Raw genomic sequence first — 22,322 nt, 5'->3', positions numbered from 1 at the left:
TTCTTAAATTTATCAATTATGAAACAGATCAAGGTTTTTAGTATTTTGATGATGCTTGTAGTATGCTGCGGTACCGTTTTCGCACAAGGCATAACAATTACAGGTACGATCACCGACGCAAAAACGTCGGAGTCGCTCCCGGGAGCGAGCGTTGTTCTCAAGGGAACAACGCAAGGGACTATATCGGATATGGATGGAAAATATTCTTTGACAGCCTCACCGGGCGCCACCCTGGTGATCAGCTATATCGGATATGACACCAAGGAAGTAAAAGTCGGTAACCAGAACGTGATCAACGTATCACTTTCAGAAGACTCACAATCTATCGACGAAGTAGTGATCGTAGGTGCTTCCATGAAGAAGAGCGACCTGACAGGCGCTATTGCGCATGTCGACGCGAAAGTGTTGGAAGAACGCCCGGTAACGACCGTCAATGAAGCCCTTCAGGGACGTGTAGCCGGTGTTTTGATCACCAAAGGAACTCGTCCGGGTGACGATTCAAGTATCAAGATCCGTGGTGTGAATACGATCAATTCCGGTTCAGACCCGATCTACGTTGTCGACGGTTTGGTTATGGGCAACGGTTACGGTGGTTTTAACGCCATCAATGTGAACGATGTGGCTTCCGTACAGGTGTTGAAAGATGCCTCGGCTACAGCCCTTTACGGATCACGTGGTGCCAACGGTGTCGTTCTTATCACGACCAAAAAAGGTAAAATAGGCGAGGGACGTGTTACTTACGACGGTTGGGTAGGTTTCTCAAAAATTACCCAGCGTCCGAAGACAATGGATGCTTCCCAGTTGTTCGACCTGCGTATAGATGCTTTTGCCAATGGGTACATGCAGGACAATCCTACGGCAAACCGCCAGGATTACATCAATAACACATTGATGAAAACGAATACCGCTTTCTCTGATGAGGAGTTTGCCACTCACAATGCAGGTCAGAGCTATAACTGGTTGGATGAGGTGGCAAGCACCGGTTTCCAGCAGAACCACTCCGTAAGCTTCTCCAATGCAACGGAAAAGAACAATATCTACATCAGCTTTGATTATGCCAATATCGACGGTCTGATCGGTGATTCGAAAGAAAAGAAATATTCCGGACGTATCAATGCGGAATCGATGATCAAACCGTGGTTGAAGGTCGGTACGAACTCTTCTTTCTCCCGTACGGAAAATAACCTGCCGACAGACGATGTGTATGACAAGGCGCTGAATGCGAACCCATTGCTGAATCCGGCACCTTACAAAGATCCGGCAACCCGTTACACCTGGGATTATCTGACATTGTACTACCGTGTGCACAACGAAGGAAACAATAACGATTATAACCCGTTCAACTCGCAGGAAGTGGCCCGCGAACGTGCCCGTAACCGTTTCCTTTCTTCCAATTACATCAATATCAATCCGATCGAAGGACTGAATATCCGTTCAACGTTCGCATTGGATGTTTCTTCACAGACCTGGTTCGAATATACACCGAGCTATATCCAGGAAGCTATCCGCCACTATAACGGTGATGCGAGAGCAAAACACGAAAGATGGTCACAGTTGAACTGGCAGTGGGATAATACGATCACTTACGACAAGACGATCAACAAACACCGCATGAACTTCCTGTTCGGTACAAGTACGACCAAGAACTCGGAAAACTATACTAAAGCACAGGGCGACCGTTATGCCAGCGACGATTTGCTGTGGTACGACCTGAAAGGTGCTGCCGCTAACGATAAGAAAGAACTCGATTCTGACTTCAAAGGCAATACCCTCGTTTCTGTCCTGGGTAGAGTGAACTACAACTATGATATGCGTTACTACCTGACGGCAACGGCCCGTTACGACGGTTCTTCCAAGTTTGCCAAAGGCCACCGCTGGGGTATCCTGCCTTCTTTCTCTGCCGCATGGGATATAACGAATGAAGCGTTCATGGAAGACCAGACTATTTTCGACCGGATGAAGTTCCGTGTAGGTTATGGTGTGGTTGGTAACCAGGATATCGAAAACTATGCATATCGTACATTGTATTTCTCTTCTGTCAGCAACGGCGAAGCTTCCTACGCAACCAGCGGTTTGAGAGGTACGCCTGCCATTACCTGGGAAAAACAGAAACAAACCAATATCGGTGTCGATATGGCATTCCTCAATGACCGTTTGAACGTTTCTCTGGACGGATTCTTTATCAAGAATGATAATCTGTTGATGAAACACTCTCTGCCGTTGACTTCCGGCTACAGTGAAACATGGGAAAATATCGGCTCTGTAAAGAATAAAGGTTTTGAAGCGACGATCAACGCTACTCCGATACAGACAAAAGACTTTACATGGAATGTGAATGCCAATATCTCTTTCGATAAGAATGAGGTGTCTAAGTTGTATGGCCAGGTGACGGAGATCCTGAACGGTTCAGATCGTGAAAAGAATATCTTCCTGGGCGAATCATTGAATAACATTTATACTTATAAGACTGGCGGTATCGCGAACGAATCGAACCGTAGCGAATGGGAAAATCTGGATTTCAATGGAAAACATGTAAGCCTTGGTGATTTGTTCCCGCAAGATATTTCCGGCCCTGACGGTGTGCCTGACGGCGTAATCGACCAGCTTGACCGCACAGTGGTAGGAAAGAAGGATCCGAAGTTCTACGGCGGGTTTGCCACCGATTTCAGCTATAAGGGAATTACCTTGAATGCTGTATTCAACTATTCTTACGGTGCAAAGAAAATCAGTTCATATTACGAAGGTTTGATCAACAGTACAGGTACAGGCATGTCGTCTATCGACCTACTGGACCGTTGGACTCCGGAAAATACCGGCGCTTCCGTTCCGCGTGTGATTGCCAATACGACCAGCGGTTATAACCGTTATAATCCGTCCGATATGGATTACACGATCCAGAATGCCTCTTATTTGCGTTTGTCTACCCTGACATTGGCTTATTCATTCCCGAAACCTTTGTTAAGCCAGCTCAAAGTGGAAAACCTGCGTGTTTACTTCACGGCATCCAACCTGTTCTGCGCAACCAAATATAAAGGCTTCGATCCTGAAACAGGCGATTACGGATATCCTCCGACAAAAATGTATGTATTTGGTTTGAACTTTAGTTTTTAATGATTTAAAAGGATTACAATTATGAAAAAGAGATATAATTTGATCGGATTGCTGGCTTTGGCGCTTACTGCCGGAATCACCACATCTTGTTCCGATTTCCTGACACAGGAAAACAAGAAAGCATTGACAGAAGAGCAGATCTATTCGGATGTAGAGTTTATCGAACTGAATCTGAAGGGTATCTATAATACCTGGCGTGACAATACCCGCCAGGATGAACGTGCCTGGTTCCTGATGACCGGTACCGACGAAATACAGCGCGGTGCATTACAGAATAAAGGGGGTGGCGAAGGAGCGGCTATGGACCGTTACGATGCCAATATGAACTCCCTGCATAGCAAGGTGAAAGATCAGTGGAACAAACGTTTCCCGATAGTTACCGCTGCTGCCAAGATCGTCCGTGCGTTGGATACGCCTGATCTGGCAGAAGGAACCAAACAAGCTGAACTGTTGGGTGAGGCCTGTTTCGTGCGTGGTTTCGTCGATTATGAACTGGCGTTATACTGGGGTGAAATACCTATCATCGACCTGGATAAGCTGGAAGAAACCGGCTACGGCCGTCAGTCTTTGACCGATGTCTGGCAGTTTATTATCAATGACCTGGAAAAAGCGGCTAAATATGCTCCTAAGACAAATACGGCTGGACGGGCAACTTCCGGTGCCGGTTATACGATGTTGGGTAAGGCTTATATGTCTGCTCCGGTAGAAACCGGTCTGCGCGACTTCAACAAGGCGAAAGAATGTTTCGAGAAAGTAATGGGGATGGGCTATTCATTGGTAAACTATGCCGACCTGTGGAATTACGAGAAACCGAATACGGCGGAATCTATTTATGAATTCCAGTTCAATAATAATCCGAACCGTAACCAGATCCAGTTCCAGATCGGTTCACGTGTGGCGCAGAACTGGTGGAAAGACGGTTGTTACTTTGCCGGTTACGACCATGTCGTTGTTACTGAATATGGATATGAAACGGTGGAAAACGGTGGTATCTGGGAAGACGGTGATGTCCGTAAAGAGGAAAGTATCCGTTACGACTTTACGTATCATGGTGAAGTCCCTAACTACGAATGTGTTGCCTGGGAAGATCTGGGTGAAGACCATGACGAATTGAAACCGCACGTAAAGAAATATGAAGATTATCGTACCGACCAGTATTCAGGCTTGGGTATCAACAATATGTGGAACTCAGGGAAGAATATCCCGGCTCTCCGTTATGCGGATGTCCTTCTTAGCTATGCCGAATGTCTGAATGAATTAGGACAAACCGGACAGGCGGTAGAAAAGGTGAATGAAGTGCGTAACCGTGCATGGGGCTTTAATATCCCGGCTGATAAGAAATGGGATGCAGGTATGTCTCAGGATAACTTCCGTGTGAAGATCATGGATGAACGTATGCGTGAGTTTCTGGGTGAGAACTGGCGTCGTGCCGATCTGATCCGTACAGGCAAATTCGTTGAGTATATCAAAGCACGCAACAAATGGGCGAAACGCTCAGGTACGATCCAGGATTATAACGTTCGCTATCCGATCCCTAACGAAGAGATCGAACAGAATCCGGACATGACTCAGGATGATCAGAACCCCGGATACAGATAACTATAAAGTTACTTCTGTTTCCTAGGGAAGAAACTCCGGTTTCCTCCTTAGGAAACTAGAGTTTCCCAGGCAGGAAATTACAGTTCCCTCCGCAGGGAACTACAGTTTCCAAATAGCGAAACTACAAGGAAACTGTAATTGATTGATGTTTAATAAACTAAAGGCAAAAGGATTGTAAAAGGAGAAAGCACCGGGAAGGCATGTCTTTGCCCGGTGTTTTGTTTAATAAAAAAACCGAATCAAACTAATATAATAGTAGGTCATGAAAAATAATTTAACAGGAACATCCCTGCTTTTTGGTCTTGTATGTCTCTTGTTGGGGGCAAAGGCTTTTGCAGGTGAACAGCAAGTGATCGCTTCCGGTAGCTGGAAGATCGTTTATAATGAAGGAACAAAGACATGCGACTTTATCCATAAGGAAAAGACCATATTGGCGGGTGTTTTTGTTCAGGCGAAAGAGAAGGAAACATGGTTGCGAAGCACGGAGTACGGACAGCCTGCTTTTTCGGAGGAAACTGTCGATGATGTCTTCGGTGCCGGACATAAATACACATTTACCTATGCAGCACACGATGGAAAACCGGCTCTGCAACAGTCGTTCTATTTCTATCCGGATAAAAGTTACTTTCTAACAGAAGCCTATATCATTTCGGAGACTGCAACCTCAAGTAATTATATTGCTCCGGTTGTCACAGAAACGACCAGCTCTTTCCTGAATGCAAATGCCTCCAACCGGGTTTTATCTGTACCGTTCGACAATGATGCCTGGATCGGTTATTCCTCATTGGCATTGTCGGTAGACTCTGTTTCTTTCGAGGTCACTTCCATCTATTCTGGTGATACACGTGAAGGACTGGTGCTCGGTTCCGTTGAACATGATACATGGAAGACCGGCGTACGCTATTCAACCTCCGGCAACCAGCAGTTGAACCGTCTGGAATGTTTTGGCGGGATCAGCCACCGCCTTACCCACGATATCGATGCCGAAGGTTCAAAACCTCACGGCAGCATCTCCGGTACGAAACTGAAATCTCCGAAACTCCTGGTCGGCATGTTCGATGACTGGCGCAAAGGGCTTGAAGCATACGGCGAAGCAAATGCGTTGGTTGCTCCTCCCCGTAAATGGGCGAAAGGAAATATCTTCGGATGGAACAGTTGGGGCGCAATGGCCGAAAAACTCAATTTTACTGGTGCTCTCGATGTTTCCGATTATATCAGTACGAACCTGCAACCGAATCATTTCAATAATGACGGCACGGCTTATGTGATCCTCGATTCTTACTGGGATAACCTGAACGATTATCAGTTGAAGACATTTGCCAAGCAATGTGTCGATAACGGACAGGTTCCGGGCATCTATTGGTCTCCTTTCTCCGATTGGGGAGAAGACGGTAGCCGTTCTATGGAAGGTAGCAGCTACAGATACGGAGACGCTTACCTCTATGTGAACGGAAAACCGAAGAAGATTGCTTCCCGTGCGTTAGACCCGACCCATCCCGGTACCCGTGAACGGATGAGTTACTTCATCAACCGTTTTAAAGAGTTGGGATATAAATACATCAAATTCGACTTCCTGAACAATGCGATCCTTGAAGCGGACTCTTATTACGATAAGAACGTTACGACCGGTGTGCAGGCTTATAACAGTGGTATGAAGTATCTGACAGAATTGTGCGGGGATGACATGTTCATGGCTTTATCCATTGCTCCTGCTTTTCCTGCGCAATACGGGAACTCCCGCCGCATCAGTTGCGATGCCTGGGGAGCTAAGGAAGATACGGAATATGTAATGAACGGACTTTCTTTTGGCTGGTGGCTCGACAAGGTCTACAACTTCAATGATGCCGACCATCTGGTTCTTCATAAAGATGCTTATAATGAAGATGAAAACCGTATGCGTATTACATCGGGAGTGATCACGGGAACTTATATTCTCGGTGATAATTTCAGCCAGAAAGGAACTTGTATAGGGGATCTCGCTGCCCGCCAGAAAGCAGAAAAGTTTGCGACGAATGCCGACGTGAACGAAATTGCGCGCATCGGTAAATCTTTTTACCCGGTGGAAGGTGCCACGGCTTCAGGTAAAAACAGTTGGGGAAGGAACCGTGGCGAGAGTCTTTTTATGTTGGATACGGATGATTATATGTATGTCGCTGCATTTAATTATAAAGCTGAATCAGTCTCGGAAGATATCAAGTTGTCACGACTGGGAATCGCTTCTTCCGATGTGAAAGGTATTAAAGAGCTCTGGACTGGTCAGGGCGTGTCGCTGAAAGGTGAAGAAATTCCTTTCTCTTTACCTAATTTTGGTGTGAAGTTATACAGAATAGATAAGAAAGGCACGGGAACGGGTGTGTCCGATCTTACTACGCCGGATAGAAAGATAACCGGCTGGGTAAAGGACGATCATTTGTTTATACAGACGGAAAAAGAACTGAAAGATATTCTTATCTACTCGACACAGGGAGCGTTACTGAAAAAGTATCCTGCTTTATCTTCGCAAACCTGCTATGACATCAATATTGCTGATCTGCCCAAAGGTATATTCCTGGTTCAGGCAGTCACTTCCCCACAGGATTCCGAATGTTTGAAGTTCATAAAATAAGATCCATGTCGATACAATCAAATCTACTGAAATTAGGGCTCTAGGCTGTTAATTTTAGTAGAATTTGATTGTAATCTATATAGTTTTGTGTTCGATAACAAAATTTGACTGGAATAAGTGTTCTGCTTAACGTTTATTAGTCAGAAAAGACTTGACAAAAGCCCTTTACTCCTGTATCTTTGTACTGTGGTTTTTTCATAATAGTATTAGATTTAAGGTTAACAAAGTTTGGTTAGGGCTTGTCGTGAGACAGGCTTTAATTGTTTATAAGGGTTTGCTTTATGAGGCAGCCTTTTTTATATCAAACTTATAAATAATAAAAAGGGGGCATCAAATATTTGATGTCCCCTTTTCTATTCATTCTAAAGTGAATTTAAGATGTTGGATAATCTTCTTTATCATCGGTTCCTGCAACTTCAGATGTTCTTTCCATGACCTCTATCTCAAAAATTAATGTAGAGTATGCAGGAATGTTATCCTTTTTATTAGAACCATATCCTAGTTTCTGAGGAATCCAAACTTCCCATTTGTCACCAACTACCATATTTTGCAAAGCAATGGTCCATCCAGTTATAGGAGAGGGAACTCCATAGCCATAAGTATAGTTATAGTTGGAGGAAGCGGAGCTTACAGCGAATTTAGCTGGTGCTGCATAGGGAACGCACTGATCGAAATACTCGCCTTCTTTGCTATCGATCAACCATCCTTTGTAATAAACAGTCACACGGCTGTTGTAATAGATTACAGGGCCGTCTCCTTGTTTTATCCTTTTAGCATAAACAAAATCATCTCCGGATCCTTGTATACTTACTTTAAAGAAATCGGTGTCTTTTTCCTTTGCCGCGAAAGCCTGTTCATTTTTCAGTTTGTATGCTTCAACGGCTGCATCATCACTGTCATCGTCATCTTTACAGGAGGTAAAGACTACGGACATACAAAAAATCATCAACGCGAATTGCAGGTACTTCTTCATTTAATTTATTCAGTTATCTTTTTTAATAATGACTTCATACTAACCTTTTCAGAAATAATCTCGTGCAGCTTGTCGATGCTTACACGTTCCTGTTCCATGGTATCACGGAAACGGATCGTTACACAATTATCCTTCAAAGTATCGTGGTCAACTGTAATACAGTACGGAGTTCCAATGGCATCCTGACGGCGGTAACGTTTGCCGATAGAGTCTTTTTCATCATACTGGCAACGGAAATCGAATTTCAGCATGTTGACAATCTCTTCCGCTTTTTCAGGAAGCCCGTCTTTCTTAACCAGCGGCAATACGGCTAACTTGATAGGAGCCAGAGCTGCAGGCAATTTCAATACTACGCGTGTTTCACCGTTTTCGAGTGTCTCTTCGCAATAAGATCCGGCCATAACGCTCAGGAATACACGGTCGACACCGATAGATGTTTCAATAACGTACGGAGTATAGCTTTTATTTAATTCAGGATCGAAATACTGTATCTTCTTACCTGAGAATTTCTCATGCTGGCTCAGGTCGAAGTCTGTACGGCTGTGGATACCTTCCACTTCTTTGAAACCGAACGGCATTTCATATTCGATGTCTGTAGCTGCATTGGCATAATGAGCCAGTTTTTCGTGATCGTGGTAACGATATTTCTGATCACCCAGTCCCATTGCTTTGTGCCATTTCAGACGAGTCGATTTCCATTGTTTGAACCATTCCATTTCTTCTCCCGGACGAACGAAGAACTGCATTTCCATCTGTTCGAACTCACGCATACGGAAGATGAACTGACGGGCAACGATCTCGTTACGGAATGCTTTACCGATCTGAGCGATACCGAAAGGTACTTTCATACGGCCTGTCTTCTGCACGTTCAGGAAGTTTACGAAAATACCCTGTGCAGTTTCCGGACGCAGGTAGATTTTGGAAGCGCCGTCGGCAGTAGATCCCATTTCTGTGGAGAACATCAGGTTGAACTGGCGTACTTCCGTCCAGTTGCGTGTTCCGGAGATCGGACAAGCGATTTCGCAGTCGATAATGATCTGGCGGAGATCTTCAAAGTTGGAATCGTTCAGTGCTTTCGCAAAACGGGTGTGTATCTCGTCGCGTTTAGCCTGATGTTCCAATACGCGGCCGTTGGTAGCACGGAATTGGGTCTCATCGAATGCTTCACCGAACTTTTTCGCAGCTTTGTCGACTTCTTTCTGTATCTTTTCGTCGATCTTAGCCAGATAATCTTCGATCAGTACGTCGGCACGATACCGTTTCTTAGAGTCCTTATTGTCGATCAAAGGGTCATTGAATGCGTCCACATGGCCGGATGCCTTCCAGATAGTCGGATGCATGAAAATAGCGGAGTCGAGGCCTACTACATTTTCGTGAAGCAGGGTCATGCTGTCCCACCAGTATTTCTTTATATTATTTTTCAGCTCTACGCCATACTGTCCGTAATCATACACTGCTCCTAAACCATCATATATTTCTGAAGAGGGAAATACAAATCCGTATTCTTTACAGTGTGAAACTAATTTCTTGAAAACATCTTCTTGTGCCATAAGTATATGTAATTATTATCAACCTGCAAAGTAAATGATTTTTTCTGTAAGTTACAGCATTTTCAGCGGCTTATTAGTTAATACATATAAAGAAAGGTGACCATCCCGGCCACCTTTCACCATCAAAAATTATATTGAAAATTTAGTTCTGGGTTTATTCTTTATCCCACCATATACGACCAAATTCGCTGTCCAGACGACCGAAGTTCGATTCTTTCTGCATGTCCTCGAGGCGTTTTACCTGATTTGCATAGTTGGCAGAACCATCGGCTGGCATGGTGAATTTTTTACGACGCGGTACTTGCTGCAATTCACCGTATACATTGATCGGTTCCCAGGTAACCAATGTAGATGTAGTGCTCGGATAGTTGGTACGTTTGTACATGGCCCATGATTCACTGTTATTCTTGAAATGTTCTACCCAAGTCTGGCAGTAGATCTGTTCTTTAGCCATGGCACTGTTCCATGCGATACCATCCTGTTTCAGGAATGCTTCGATTTCACTTTCTGTAACCGCTTCGTAGTCATTGATTTTGCAGTAGTCGGCAATTTTACTCCATTGTCTCAGAGAGGCTTTTACGCCTTCTTCATACCATTGCTGAGCTGTTTTGCTGTTGGCAACGCCTTCCAACGTAAATTCGGAAGCCATGAAACAGAAGTCTGCATATGTTACCAAAGGAATCCAGCCACCGGCACTACCATTGTCTTGCGCACCTTTCCACAAACGAGTCTGAGGTCTGTTCATCGGACGCATGTCGATATCGTCCAGATAACGAGATGTGCGACAGGAGTCGGTTGCCCATTTGTCGTAACTTACGCTACCACCGGTCCAGCGACCTAAATGAGTCGGAATAACCTGTGCAGGAGTCGTTGTTTCTTTGGCATTGAATGCGGCTACATTTTCCGGAGTTAAATTGTTGATCTGGAAAAACAGACGTTTTCTCGGGTCGTTATACTTCAGTAAGTAAGCCATAAAAGCAGCAGAAGCGCGATCCATGTCGATGACGGAATGCCAGTCGCCTTGGGTTGTCCAGTAGTTATCGAAATAAAGGATAAAACTATCGTCGATACTGCTGAAAATGTTGCCGGAAGATAATACCTCTTGTGCAATGGCTTTAGCTTCTGCCGGTTTCTGTTTTAACAATCTCAAAGCGATCCGCATACGTACGGCATTAGCAGCCTTCACCCATTTACTCATGTCGCCACTGTAAGCCAGGTCATAATTCTTGAAAGTCACCTGGTTGCTGGATGTTGCCAGCTTATTGGCAGCTTCTTTCAGTTCCTGGTTCCAGGTCGTCAACAACTCTTCCTGAGTTTGGAAAGTCGGTTCAAGAATTTCCACGTTACCGTTGCGGGTTCCCCAACCGTCGGTGTACACTAAAGAACCGTATACGTCGGATGCTTGAATACCTTTTGTAATCAAGAGGATACGGGCTACTTCGGTTAAGTCGCTGTAAGCAGCTTCCTGTTCCGGCATATTGGTTTTGACGTAATAAGGTATGTGACGGGCATATTTACCAGCGTTTACATAGTTGCTGTATAATGATCCGGAAAAACCGGCGCATTCGGTGAAGTTAGTTGTGCTATATCCCCAGATTCCGGCACAATACTGCATCCATCTCAAACGACAGGCATATGAGTCTGCCCATGTTTCTCCGGCATTACACATTACATTTTCAATCTGATAGAGGAACACTTCGGGATCAACTTCGTATACCGTATCAGGATTCTTGTTGATTTTGGTGAAGTCGGCATCGCAGGAGCTTAATGCAGCCATGGAAGCTAACGCTCCGAGAATATAATATTTAATTTTTTTCATTTTACTTAATTATAAAGGTGATTAGAATGAAACGTTAACACTGAAACCAATGTTGCGTGAGAATACGGCACCACCGCTTTCCATATATTCAGAGCTGTAAGATGTATTCAGGCCTTCCGGGTGAATATTGTCCGGCAGACTGTTATACAGGAATCCTAAGTTACGGGCCATTAAGCCGATACTTGCATTTTGAATGTAGGCTTTGTTCACCCATTTTTTAGGCAATTGCCAATGTACGGAAACTTCACGTAAGGCAACCCATGAACATTTATGGATACCTTCTTCACGGATACCTCCGGACCAACTGTACACGTTGTCATAATATTTGTAAGCAGATAACGGATCGACTAATCCTTGATCGTAAGCATACTGATAACTCTTGCCGGAAACGTCCACTCCTTTGATTTCCGTACCCGGTATAAATACGCCTTCCGGGATTACACCGTCGTTAACCACTCTTCCATCGCTCAATGTACGAGGTAAACCGCCGTATTGTGTGTCACGACCGGTCAATGAAGATTTAACGTTCCCCGAATTCATACCATAATAGTAACTTGCCGAGAAGACGTCTCCGCCGAAACGGGCATCGATTACAGCATTCAGCGTAATGCCTTTCCAGCTTACGGAAGTGGTGGCTCCCCACAAGAATTTAGGCTGTAAAGAACCGATTTTCTCACTTTTATTTGAACGAGGATAAGAACCGTCTGCGTTCAACAGTTTTTCGCCATTTTCGTTGCGTGTGTAAGCATAAGAAGTGTAGATATCACCATAAGCGCCGCCTACGGTAGCCCATGCCTGTGTATCCGTACCACCTCCTACTAACTGGTATTTCTCAACGCCTTCAAACAAAGAGACGATCTTGTTTCTGTTGCGCGTCAGGTTGAAAGACAAATCCCAGCGCCAGTCTTTCGTTTCGATCGGAGTACCGGTAATCAATAATTCGATACCTTTGTTCTGGATGTCTCCGGCATTGATCCAACGTTTTGAAACACCGGATTCGGATGCGATCGGCAATGCCAGGATCTGGTTCTTTGTATTGGTCTTATACCATGCAAAGTCGAAGCCGAGACGGTTTTTAAAGAAACGCATATCCAAACCTATTTCGATGGAGTGCTGTTTCTCCGGTTTCAAATTCAAGTTCGGTAATTCGTCCTTGTCGAATTTGTAATAAGGATAAGTTCCACCGTTAAGCTGGTTGTCGAATGTGTTGTCGAATGCATAATAACCGGTACCGGTTGTCAGATAAGGAGCACAGTCGTTACCTACGATAGCATAAGAAGCTCTCAACTTACCGAAAGAGATAAATTCAGGTATCGCATCGCGCAAACCTTCGGCAAACAACCAGGAAGCACCAACCGACGGGTAGAAGTAAGAGGTGTGTCCTGTTCCGTTTTCATAGATCAATGCAGACGACCAGTCGTTACGTCCTGTTATATCCAGGAAATAAACCCCTTTATAATCCATATTGGCAAAAGCGTAGATGGAGTTGATGCGTTTTCTGTCAGTATTATATCTGACTTCTGTTGTCGCTTTATTAACGGAGTTTGTCATATCGAACAAACCAGGAACGCGCAAGCCATTCTCCGAGTTGGTTTTGTGGTATCCCCTTTTGGTATCCCACTGTTCTACTGCTACGCTACCGCTGATATTGAAATCATCGAAAGAATGGTTAGCAGTCAACATACCGGTAATTTTGTACTGGTCTTTCTTATTTTCATGGATTTTATAAGCCGCACCGTCGTACTTGCTGGCACCTGTAGCCATTACTTTTGATTCGTTAGTGGTATATAGCTTGTAAATATCGCCTTTTACTTTCAATGACAACCAATCCAATATTTTAAGATCCAGATTCAAGAAAGCACGTACACTCATTTCGTCCTGTGTATAGATATTTTCCAGGTAGTCGTAGATCGTTTTAGAATAGCCATACGGATCTAATGAGTTGTAACCGTCGCCGGCCGGACTGACATAGTTTTTGTTATTCAACCAGTAATCAGTATCATATTCACGGGCGATGCTGTACATGAAGTCATAGATCGGAGATCCCGAGCCTCCCTGTCTTGTCGGATTCTGGGCGGTCGATTCGATATATGAGAATCCGCCTTCAGCTTTCAAGCGTGAACTGATATCGTGGGATGCGTTTAAACTGAATGAATTACGCTTGAATTCATTGTTGAAAGTCAACCCCTCTGACTGCAGGTTTGAATAAGAGAAACGGAATGCACTTTTTTCGGAACCACCTTGCAAAGCAACGTTGGTGTTCATGTAGTGTCCGGTCTGATAAAGATTTTTCAAGTTGTTGTCTTTGGCGGAATAGATCATTTCCTGGCCATCCACATAGAACGGTTTGCCGTCGAAACGAGGACCGAAGCTACGACCGGCAGAAGTGTATCGGTTTTCGCTACCGTCGGGGTTCTGTGCCCATGCCGGAGAAGAACCGGATCCGAATTCGTTTTGCAAATCCGGTGTCGCATAGATGTTTTCCCATTGCTGCGTATGTGAAACGGAAACACCTATACCTTCACCTTTACGGCCTTTTTTGGTTGTGATCAGGATCACACCGTTGGAAGCACGCGAACCATACAAAGCAGTTGCGGCAGCACCTTTCAATACAGACATCGACTCGAAGTCATCGGCATTCAGGTTCTTCAGGTCATTACCCCAGTCTTGTCCTGCTCCTGTTTTTGTTACCTCATTGTCGATGATAATACCGTCGATCACGAAAATCGGCTGGTTGTTACCTCCCAAAGAAGTATTACCACGAATAATGATACGTTGTGAAGACTGTGGCCCGGAGTTACCCATGTTGATCTGTACACCGGCAACTTTACCTTGTAGTCCATTGATTGGGTTTGGAGAGTTTACTTTGGCGATTTCATCTCCCTTTAGTTCTGTCATGGCGTAACCGAGTGATTTCTTATCACGGGACATACCCAGAGCTGTTACAACAACTTCTTCCAGAGCTTGTGAATCTTCTTCAATAAAGATTTTCAGTGTTGCCTGGCCGTTGTAGACGACTTCTTTTGTTTTATAACCAACAAAAGATACCTGTAAGGTTTGACCTTTTTTGACATCGTTTAGCGTGAATTTACCATCGAGGTCCGTCATAATCCCACTTGTGGTTCCCTTAATAATAACAGATGCTCCAATAACCGGACCCATTGAATCCTCTACAACTCCGGTGACTTGTCCACTCTGTTGTGAAATGTTTACACTTTGCTTGTCGGGTACTACATCTGCATAGGCTCCTAATGGAGAGACCAATGCACCGGCAAGCAAAATCAAGCTTGGAAATGTTAATTTTTTAGACATAAGCGTTTGATTTATAGGTAAAAAAATAGATGTGTGTATGTTTGTTTCAGCATATTTAAATTGTTATAGTTCTAGTAGAACTATGGAATGCTGTCAAAATGGAAGTATCATTATTTGGCTAAAATAGGCTAAATATGTTTTAAATTCGTCAACGGAGCAGTTCCGTGTCTTAAAAGAGTTAATTTTGTAACAAATTAGTTGTAATTAGTTTACGATATCAGGAGATCGAGAATTAAGTGTTAACTGAAAATCTGATTTTAATAGAATTTATGAATAAGTTCTACTAGAACAATATCACTTGGAAAACTATCAAATAGTAACTATATATTTGTAAACCATATAATTAATTTGAATTTTAATCGGAACTGCATAGGAAATGAATAATGTTTTTATATGTTAAAATCAGATAGCTTTCATTTCTCCCTCGTTCCGGAATAACTCTTTTTTCAGATCGATTGTAATTCCGATGATCGTTCGATCATAATTTATTTTATTTGTTGTAATTTCATAGATTTCTTTATTTTTGTAAAAACATAATTAGAATGCGACTTTACATTATTAAAAAAGTAATATTATGAATGACGGTTCAAAAAAAGTAGTAATTCTTCTGGCTCATCCTAACCTGAAGGAATCACAGGCAAACAAAGCTCTAGCCGATGCGGTAAAGGATATTGACGGTGTCATGGTATATGATCTGTATGAATATCAGGATCAATCTTTCGATGTAAATCTGTGGAGTACGATCATCTCTGATGCTTCGATGATTATTTTTCAATTTCCTTTTTACTGGATGTCGGCTCCTTCGCTTTTAAAGCGATGGCTGGATGAAGTTTTTACTTCGCTGGCGAAAACACCTGCAGTAGCCGGTAAACCGTTGCAGATCGTTACGACGACAGGGTCGGAGTATGCTGCTTATCGCAGTGGAGGGCGGAATGGTTTTACTATGGATGAACTTCTACGTCCTTACCAGGGTTGTGCGATACATGCCGGAATGACCTGGCACACGCCATTGGTTGTCTATGGAATAGGTAGCGCGGATGCTTCCAGAAACATTGTGGCCGGGGCTGAAGCTTATAAACAGAGGGTAGAAGCTGCATTGACAGACCATACGATGCAGAATATTTGGTAATTACTATATGATGAGGATCGGATTAATTTGAGAACTTTCTTCCTCAAATTCTTTTAAATCAATAAAAAATATCTATTTTTGCGAAGTTGATGTTTTTAATGTTTGCGCAAACAGTAATTAATTATCTAATAAAGAATACCATGAAATCAGAAGACATCTCACGTCGCTCGTTCCTGAAACGGGCATTGGCTTTATCGGCTGCAACTGCAATTCCTTCGTTTTGGATCCCTTCGAAAGCGGGTGCAATGCCGGGTGTACCGTTCGTTAGTGCGAACGAGAAAGTGAATATTGCATTTATTGGCATTGGAAACCGTGGTGGTGAAATAGCCAAAGAATTGTATAAGACCGGATTGTGTAATGTAGTGGCCCTGTGTGATGTGGATATGGGTGCAGCGCATACACAAGAGTTGATATCTATGTTCCCGAAAGTTCCCCGTTATCAGGATTTCCGTAAGATGTTCGATCAGATGGCCGGAAAGATCGATGCGGTGACGGTAGGTGTTCCCGACCATGCCCATTTCCCGATCACGATCGAAGCGATGGCACATGGAAAACATGTATATGTAGAGAAACCGATGGCCCGTACTTTCCAGGAGATAGAGCTGATGATGCGGGGCGAAAAGAAATACGGTGTTGTTACACAGATGGGTAACCAGGGCCACTCGGAAGCGAATTATTTCCAGTTCAAGGCATGGAAAGAAGCCGGATTGATCAAGGATGTGACAGCCATCACCGCACACATGAACTCTCCGCGCCGCTGGCACGGATGGAATCCGAATATCAAACATATGCCGATGGGAGAGCCTGTTCCTGAAACAATGGATTGGGATACCTGGCTGGGTGTAGTGCAACATCACGATTATAACCATGATTATCATATGGGACAGTGGCGTTGCTGGTATGATTTCGGTATGGGCGCGCTGGGCGACTGGGGAGCACATATCCTCGATACGGCTCATGAATTTCTGGATATGGGATTACCTTCCGAAGTGAATCCGATCTATCTGAAAGATCATAACAATTTCTTCTTCCCGATGTCTTCTACGATCTTATTCAAATTCCCGGAAAGAGGAAACATGCCGGCTGTTGATGTAACCTGGTATGATGGTTTGGATAATATTCCTCCTGTACCTGAAAACTTTGGTTCTTCAGATGTCGATCCGAACATACCGACTGTAGCCGGTGGAAAACTTCAGTTGATGAAACTGAATCCCGGAAAGGAAATATATTCAAAGACATTGACATTTAAGGGCGGTTCTCATGGTAGCACCTTGTCTGTTATCCCGGATAAAATCGCCAAAGAAATGAATCCGACTCTTCCTGAATACCAGAAAAGCCCGTCAAACCATTATGCAAACTTCCTGTTGGCTTGTCAGGGAAAAGAAAAGACACGTTCACCGTTCTCGATAGCAGGTCCGTTAAGCCAGGTATTCTGTCTTGGCGTATTGGCACAACATCTGAACCGCAAATTGGTATTCGACCGCGATACCAAGGAGATCGTAAATGACGACTTCGCCAACCAGATGCTGTCCGGTCAGCCTCCGCGTAAAGGATGGGAACAATATTATAATGTATAATATAAAAAGCAGAAGCCCAAAGTGTATTAATCAAAATATATTTTGGGCTTTTATTTTTTCAACCTTCAAACATTACAAGTTATAAAATATCCGGGAAAACAAAGTGGCTAAAGCCGGTAAATATAGGATCCGGCTTTGACTATTAATTACACCTGCAAAATCTGTTTGCTCCACAGGTACATGTGGGACCACCATCGCCATTTTGTATTTCGTCAGTGTAAAAATCATACATTTTTGTTTTGATCTGATTACATATCCGACGAAATTCACTTTCTATAAATTCGGGTGTTCCTTTGGCTTTAGATGGATCGTAAAAACCGATATGCACACGATGTCTGACTTTTCCTTTGAAAACCGGACAGTTGTCATTAGCTTCACCGCAAACTGTAATGACATAATCCCAGGGTTCGTTCAGATATTCATTTATCGATTTAGGTATATGGTGACTTATATCGATACCAGAATTGCTCATCGTTTTGATAGCTAGCGGATTCACTTCTTTTTCCGGCTCTGTTCCTGCCGAACAAACGATCAGATTCTTGTCGAAAGACTGTAACCAACCTTGCGCCATTTGGCTGCGGCAACTGTTGCCGGTACATAATATTAATATTTTCACGTTTGGGAATATATATGTTTTTCAAAAAAACAAAGATATGTATTTGTTCCCTTATTTCTTCTCGAGATCCTCTATCCTTTTCAAAAGAACTTCGATAAGACGCGAATTTGACTTAACCAATTCGCGGAGATCATCATTGTTGTCGACATTTACTATGCTACTGTCACGTGTGATCCATACCCGACCATGGTCTTTGGGGTAGTTATTATAGGTATCACCCTCTATTCGTGTGAAAAGTTCAACAGCCGACATATTGAGTACTTCTGCTATTTTGTTCAGACGGGTAAGAGTCAGGTCTGTTTCTCCATATTCAATTTTACAATAGGCACTGGTAGAAAGATTGAGCTTTTCACTCATTTGTTCCTGAGTGAGATTTTTCTCTAAGCGAAGTAATTGAAGGCGTTGCCCCACTAATTTTTTTAAATCTGTAGCCATAGTAGTAAAAAATTGAATAATATTCTTCTTTTATCGGTCAAAAGTAACAAATTAGGTGGATATAATATAATCTCTTTTCAGTTTAACTTTGTAAAGTAAAAATATTTTATAATTCTTAATTCAATAAAAGAAGAAAATGCAGACTGATGCTAAGGTCTTTATATCTAATGTTCATCTTGTTAAAAAAGGAAAGCAAGCAAAATGACTATAATTATAAATCAATAAACTTATAGGAGGAGAGAATATGTAAAAAAGAAAACCAGGAAGATCAAAGTTTGCGACCTTTCTTCCCGGTTTTTGACATCAAAAGGATCCCACATTAATAATGCTATTAAAATAAAGTTTCACTTTTAATAAAACAAAGATATGAAATTAACTTTTCTAATACTATCAGATTATAATAAAAATAAAATCAGTCTGTTAGTTTTAACTGTTTTACTGTTTTCCTGCCTGGCTGGGAATGCAAAGGAACAAAAAGCTTCCTATCAAGATGATCAAATAATTATTACAAAAAGTAACTCAGCAGATAAAATTATCCGGATTACCGGGAAAGTTACAGATACAAATGGAGAGCCTATTATTGGAGCAAATGTTTCGACTAAAGGTACAACTTTGGGTACTATTACAGATATTAATGGTAGCTTTTTGCTGGATGTACCTTCGGAAACAGTTATTTCCATTTCTTATATAGGATATTTAACTCAGGAGGTTAAAGTAAAGCAACAAACGAGTTTGAATATAGTACTCAAAGAAGATACTCAAGCTTTAGAGGAAGTTGTTGTTGTTGGTTACGGTACTGTGAAAAGAGCAAATCTAGGTGGTGCTGTTGCTACAGCGGATGCCAAAGCATTTGAAGCTCGTCCTGTTCAAAACGCAGTGACAGCTTTGCAGGGTGAAGTTCCGGGTTTGACGATTACTCGTTCCGGAGGTGGTGCCCCGGGGGCGGAAACAACGATGAAGATTCGTGATGTGTCTTCTATTAATGGTGGTACTCCACTTGTTCTGATTGATGGTGCGGAAGGTGATATTAATTTAATTAATCCTTCTGATATCGAAAATGTATCTGTATTGAAAGATGGTACAGCTGCTATTTATGGAGCGCGTGCATCCGATGGTGTTGTTTTAATCACAACAAAAAGTGGTAAGCGCAATCAGAAAACTACAGTTAGTTTTGATGCTTATTATTCAGTGAAGACTCCTGCTCTGCTAAAGAAGACAGCCAGTTTGCTGCAACATGCAGAAATGGCATTGGAAATAACGGATGGTTCTTTCCCTATTGAATATACAAAAGAAGATTTGGAGTTGATCAGGCAAAATAGTGATCAGATATTGACTGGAGTAGAATGGGGGCGTTGGGGTAATATTTATCCTAAGTTTTTTAAAAACCAGGATTGGAACGATATAGTTATCGGGAATGGTAATATGCAGAATTATAATGTAAATATTTCCGGTGGTGGTGAAAGATATTCTTATTTGGTTTCTTTAGGACATCAACGTGAAGAGGGATTACCTAAATTCGGGAAAGACCTCAACAAGCGCTATTTTGTTCGTGCAAAATCCAGTATTGAAATCTTTAAGAATTTGACTTATGACCTTAATCTTGCTTATGAAGCAAGTAATCGGGATTATTCTTCAGGCTTAACGGAGGGACAGAATATATGGGAGTTGATTTATAAAACTCGTTCATGGACACCATTACGTAATCCGGCTGGAAATTTTTATACATTTGAAGGTTTTGATAACCCGGCCCAGGTTTTGGAAGAAGGTGGTATGGCTAATAAAACGACAGGGAATGTCACTGTGAATAATCAGCTTCGTTGGAATGTTATTGATGGTTTGGATCTGGTAGGACAAGCTGTTATCCGTAAATATGACTTTGATGAGAATGTGACAAATAAAATTATTTATAGCCGTAATTGGGAAGATGTAAATCATAGAACTGCCCGTACACCGAATAATGCAGAACGCCGTTATTCGAAAACATTGTCGAAGAATTTCACATTATATGCTGATTATAAAAAGAATTTCAACGATTTACATGACCTGAGCGTAATGGTGGGAACTTCTCATGAATCTCAGAATTATGATAAGTTCACTGCTAAACGTATTAATTTTGATCAGCAGGAGAACATGTCTTTACAATTGGGTGGTTCTGAAAATCAATCGGCGTGGAGTGAAGGCAATGCATGGACGATCAATTCTTTCTTCTCGAGAGTAAATTATACGTTTAAGAACAGATATATTATTGAAGGAACACTTCGTGCAGATGGTAGCTCCAGATTTGATCCGGATCATCGCTGGGGATATTTTCCGGGAGTGAATGCTGCCTGGAGGCTTGGTGAAGAAGGTTTTATGAAAAATCTGAATCTGTTTGATGACTTGAAGGTGAGAGCTTCTTATGGTGAGATGGGTAATCAGTCCGGTATTGGCTTATATGATTATATCCAGTTGATTTCTTTGAGTAGCGATTATTATCCATTTGGTGGCGGAACAAAAGGGCAGATGGCAAAGTCTGGTAATATTGTTTCGACATCCCGTACATGGGAAACTATCCAGACGACAAATATAGGTTTGGATTTTGCAACATTGAAAAACCGTCTGTATGGATCGTTTGATTATTTCTGGAAAGAGAATAAGAATATGTTGATACCGAAAACGTATCCTTCCATGTTAGGAGCTGATGCTCCGAGTACGAACAGCGGACATTTGAGTATTAGAGGTTGGGAGGTAGCACTGGGTTGGAGAGATCAAATAAATGACTTCAGTTATTCTGTCCGTTTTAATTTGAGTGATGCTCGTAACCAGGTGGTAGAGAGAGTCGGCAGTAATTTGATCAAGTTAGGACTGAATGAAACTCCGACCGACTATCCGCTAAATTCTTTTTTCGGATATGAGTTTGATGGCATTATCCAGAATGAGCAGGAGTTGAAAGATTATATTGCCCGTTTCCCGAATGGTGGTATTCCCGGAGATTTAAGCGTTGGTGATGCTAAATATAAAGATCTGGATGGCGATGGAAAACTTTCTGTTTTAGGCGATGGAAAACTTTCTGTTTTAGGCGATGGTAAAGAAGGGAGCGGTGACGTGAAGTATTTGGGTGATAAGAATCCACGATACAATTTCGGTATGAATCTGAGCGCAGCATATAAAGGGTTTGATTTCAGTGCATTTATCCAGGGAGTTGGTCGTAGGACAATGTTTTTGGAAGACGTGGCCAATAAGCCAATGGCAGAAGCATGGTTCCAGTCGGCAGCCTATTGGTATGGGAAAACATGGACGGCAGAAAGAACTGATGCACAGTATCCTGCGATTACGTCGACAAGTAAGCGAGGTTATAATTATTATTATTCTACAAACACAAAACATAATGTAGGATATGCTCGTTTGAAGAATTTGCAGTTAGGATATACTATTCCTTCATCTGTTACTGCCAAGATCGGATTACAAAAGCTTCGTGTTTATTTTTCCGGTGAGGATTTGTTTGAAATTCATAATACACCAGGAGGTTGGGATCCGGAAGAAGATGGTCAGATTACATCTTATCCTTTTGCCCGTAATTACTCTTTTGGCGTCAATGTTGTATTTTAAAAACTAAA

General features: G+C 42.6%; 12 protein-coding genes. 6 read left to right on the top strand and 6 right to left on the bottom strand.

The features are described from left to right. Positions 1-18: 18 nt before the first annotated feature. The 3 genes from DWW23_RS10445 (at position 19) to DWW23_RS10435 (ending at position 7,315) form a co-directional block, all read left to right on the top strand. Positions 19-3,111 (top strand): TonB-dependent receptor, encoded by a 3,093-nt coding sequence (locus tag DWW23_RS10445; RefSeq protein WP_122353278.1) that lies wholly within the window; start codon positions 19-21, stop codon positions 3,109-3,111. Between the two features lie 21 nt (positions 3,112-3,132). Next, positions 3,133-4,710, top strand: coding sequence for a RagB/SusD family nutrient uptake outer membrane protein (locus DWW23_RS10440; protein ID WP_122353221.1), 1,578 nt, complete (start codon positions 3,133-3,135; stop codon positions 4,708-4,710). 262 nt (positions 4,711-4,972) lie between these two features. Beyond that, positions 4,973-7,315 carry a hypothetical protein gene (locus DWW23_RS10435; protein WP_122353220.1) on the top strand — a complete coding sequence of 781 codons (2,343 nt, stop codon included), beginning with the start codon at positions 4,973-4,975 and terminating at the stop codon, positions 7,313-7,315. Between the two features lie 373 nt (positions 7,316-7,688). On the opposite strand, the gene DWW23_RS10430 is transcribed toward DWW23_RS10435, so the two are convergent. The 4 genes from DWW23_RS10430 to DWW23_RS10415 all read right to left on the bottom strand — a co-directional run bounded on the left by DWW23_RS10430 (position 7,689) and on the right by DWW23_RS10415 (position 14,969). Then, positions 7,689-8,288, bottom strand: a complete 600-nt coding sequence (locus tag DWW23_RS10430) for an FKBP-type peptidyl-prolyl cis-trans isomerase (RefSeq protein WP_122353219.1) — start codon at positions 8,286-8,288, stop codon at positions 7,689-7,691. Positions 8,289-8,293: 5 nt separating this feature from the next. Next, a complete protein-coding gene (locus DWW23_RS10425) occupies positions 8,294-9,838 on the bottom strand; it encodes a glycine--tRNA ligase (protein ID WP_122353218.1) in 1,545 nt (514 codons plus the stop codon). A 154-nt stretch (positions 9,839-9,992) separates the two neighbouring features. Continuing rightward, positions 9,993-11,657 (bottom strand): SusD/RagB family nutrient-binding outer membrane lipoprotein, encoded by a 1,665-nt coding sequence (locus DWW23_RS10420; protein WP_122353217.1) that lies wholly within the window; start codon positions 11,655-11,657, stop codon positions 9,993-9,995. 21 nt (positions 11,658-11,678) lie between these two features. Beyond that, complete coding sequence (locus DWW23_RS10415; RefSeq protein WP_122353216.1) at positions 11,679-14,969, bottom strand: SusC/RagA family TonB-linked outer membrane protein; 3,291 nt, start codon at positions 14,967-14,969, stop codon at positions 11,679-11,681. A gap of 574 nt (positions 14,970-15,543) precedes the next feature. Between DWW23_RS10415 and DWW23_RS10410 the strand changes: the two genes are divergently transcribed. Both DWW23_RS10410 and DWW23_RS10405 read left to right on the top strand, forming a co-directional pair. Further along, positions 15,544-16,098, top strand: coding sequence for an NAD(P)H-dependent oxidoreductase (locus DWW23_RS10410; protein ID WP_122353215.1), 555 nt, complete (start codon positions 15,544-15,546; stop codon positions 16,096-16,098). Between the two features lie 140 nt (positions 16,099-16,238). After that, positions 16,239-17,675 carry a Gfo/Idh/MocA family oxidoreductase gene (locus tag DWW23_RS10405; RefSeq protein ID WP_122353214.1) on the top strand — a complete coding sequence of 479 codons (1,437 nt, stop codon included), beginning with the start codon at positions 16,239-16,241 and terminating at the stop codon, positions 17,673-17,675. A gap of 142 nt (positions 17,676-17,817) precedes the next feature. Here the strand turns inward: DWW23_RS10405 and DWW23_RS10400 are convergent, their stop codons facing one another. Beyond that, positions 17,818-18,291 carry an arsenate reductase ArsC gene (locus DWW23_RS10400; RefSeq protein ID WP_122353213.1) on the bottom strand — a complete coding sequence of 158 codons (474 nt, stop codon included), beginning with the start codon at positions 18,289-18,291 and terminating at the stop codon, positions 17,818-17,820. Positions 18,292-18,342: 51 nt separating this feature from the next. After that, positions 18,343-18,726, bottom strand: a complete 384-nt coding sequence (locus tag DWW23_RS10395) for a helix-turn-helix domain-containing protein (protein ID WP_122353212.1) — start codon at positions 18,724-18,726, stop codon at positions 18,343-18,345. Between the two features lie 366 nt (positions 18,727-19,092). Between DWW23_RS10395 and DWW23_RS10390 the strand changes: the two genes are divergently transcribed. Further along, positions 19,093-22,314 (top strand): TonB-dependent receptor, encoded by a 3,222-nt coding sequence (locus DWW23_RS10390; RefSeq protein WP_233564306.1) that lies wholly within the window; start codon positions 19,093-19,095, stop codon positions 22,312-22,314. Positions 22,315-22,322 lie beyond the last annotated feature (8 nt).

The sequence above is a fragment of the Parabacteroides sp. AF14-59 genome (assembly GCF_003479515.1).
Lineage (GTDB): Bacteria > Bacteroidota > Bacteroidia > Bacteroidales > Tannerellaceae > Parabacteroides > Parabacteroides faecis.
The sequence above is the reverse complement of the archived record's forward strand: the minus strand, read 5'-3'. Positions and strand labels throughout refer to the sequence as shown.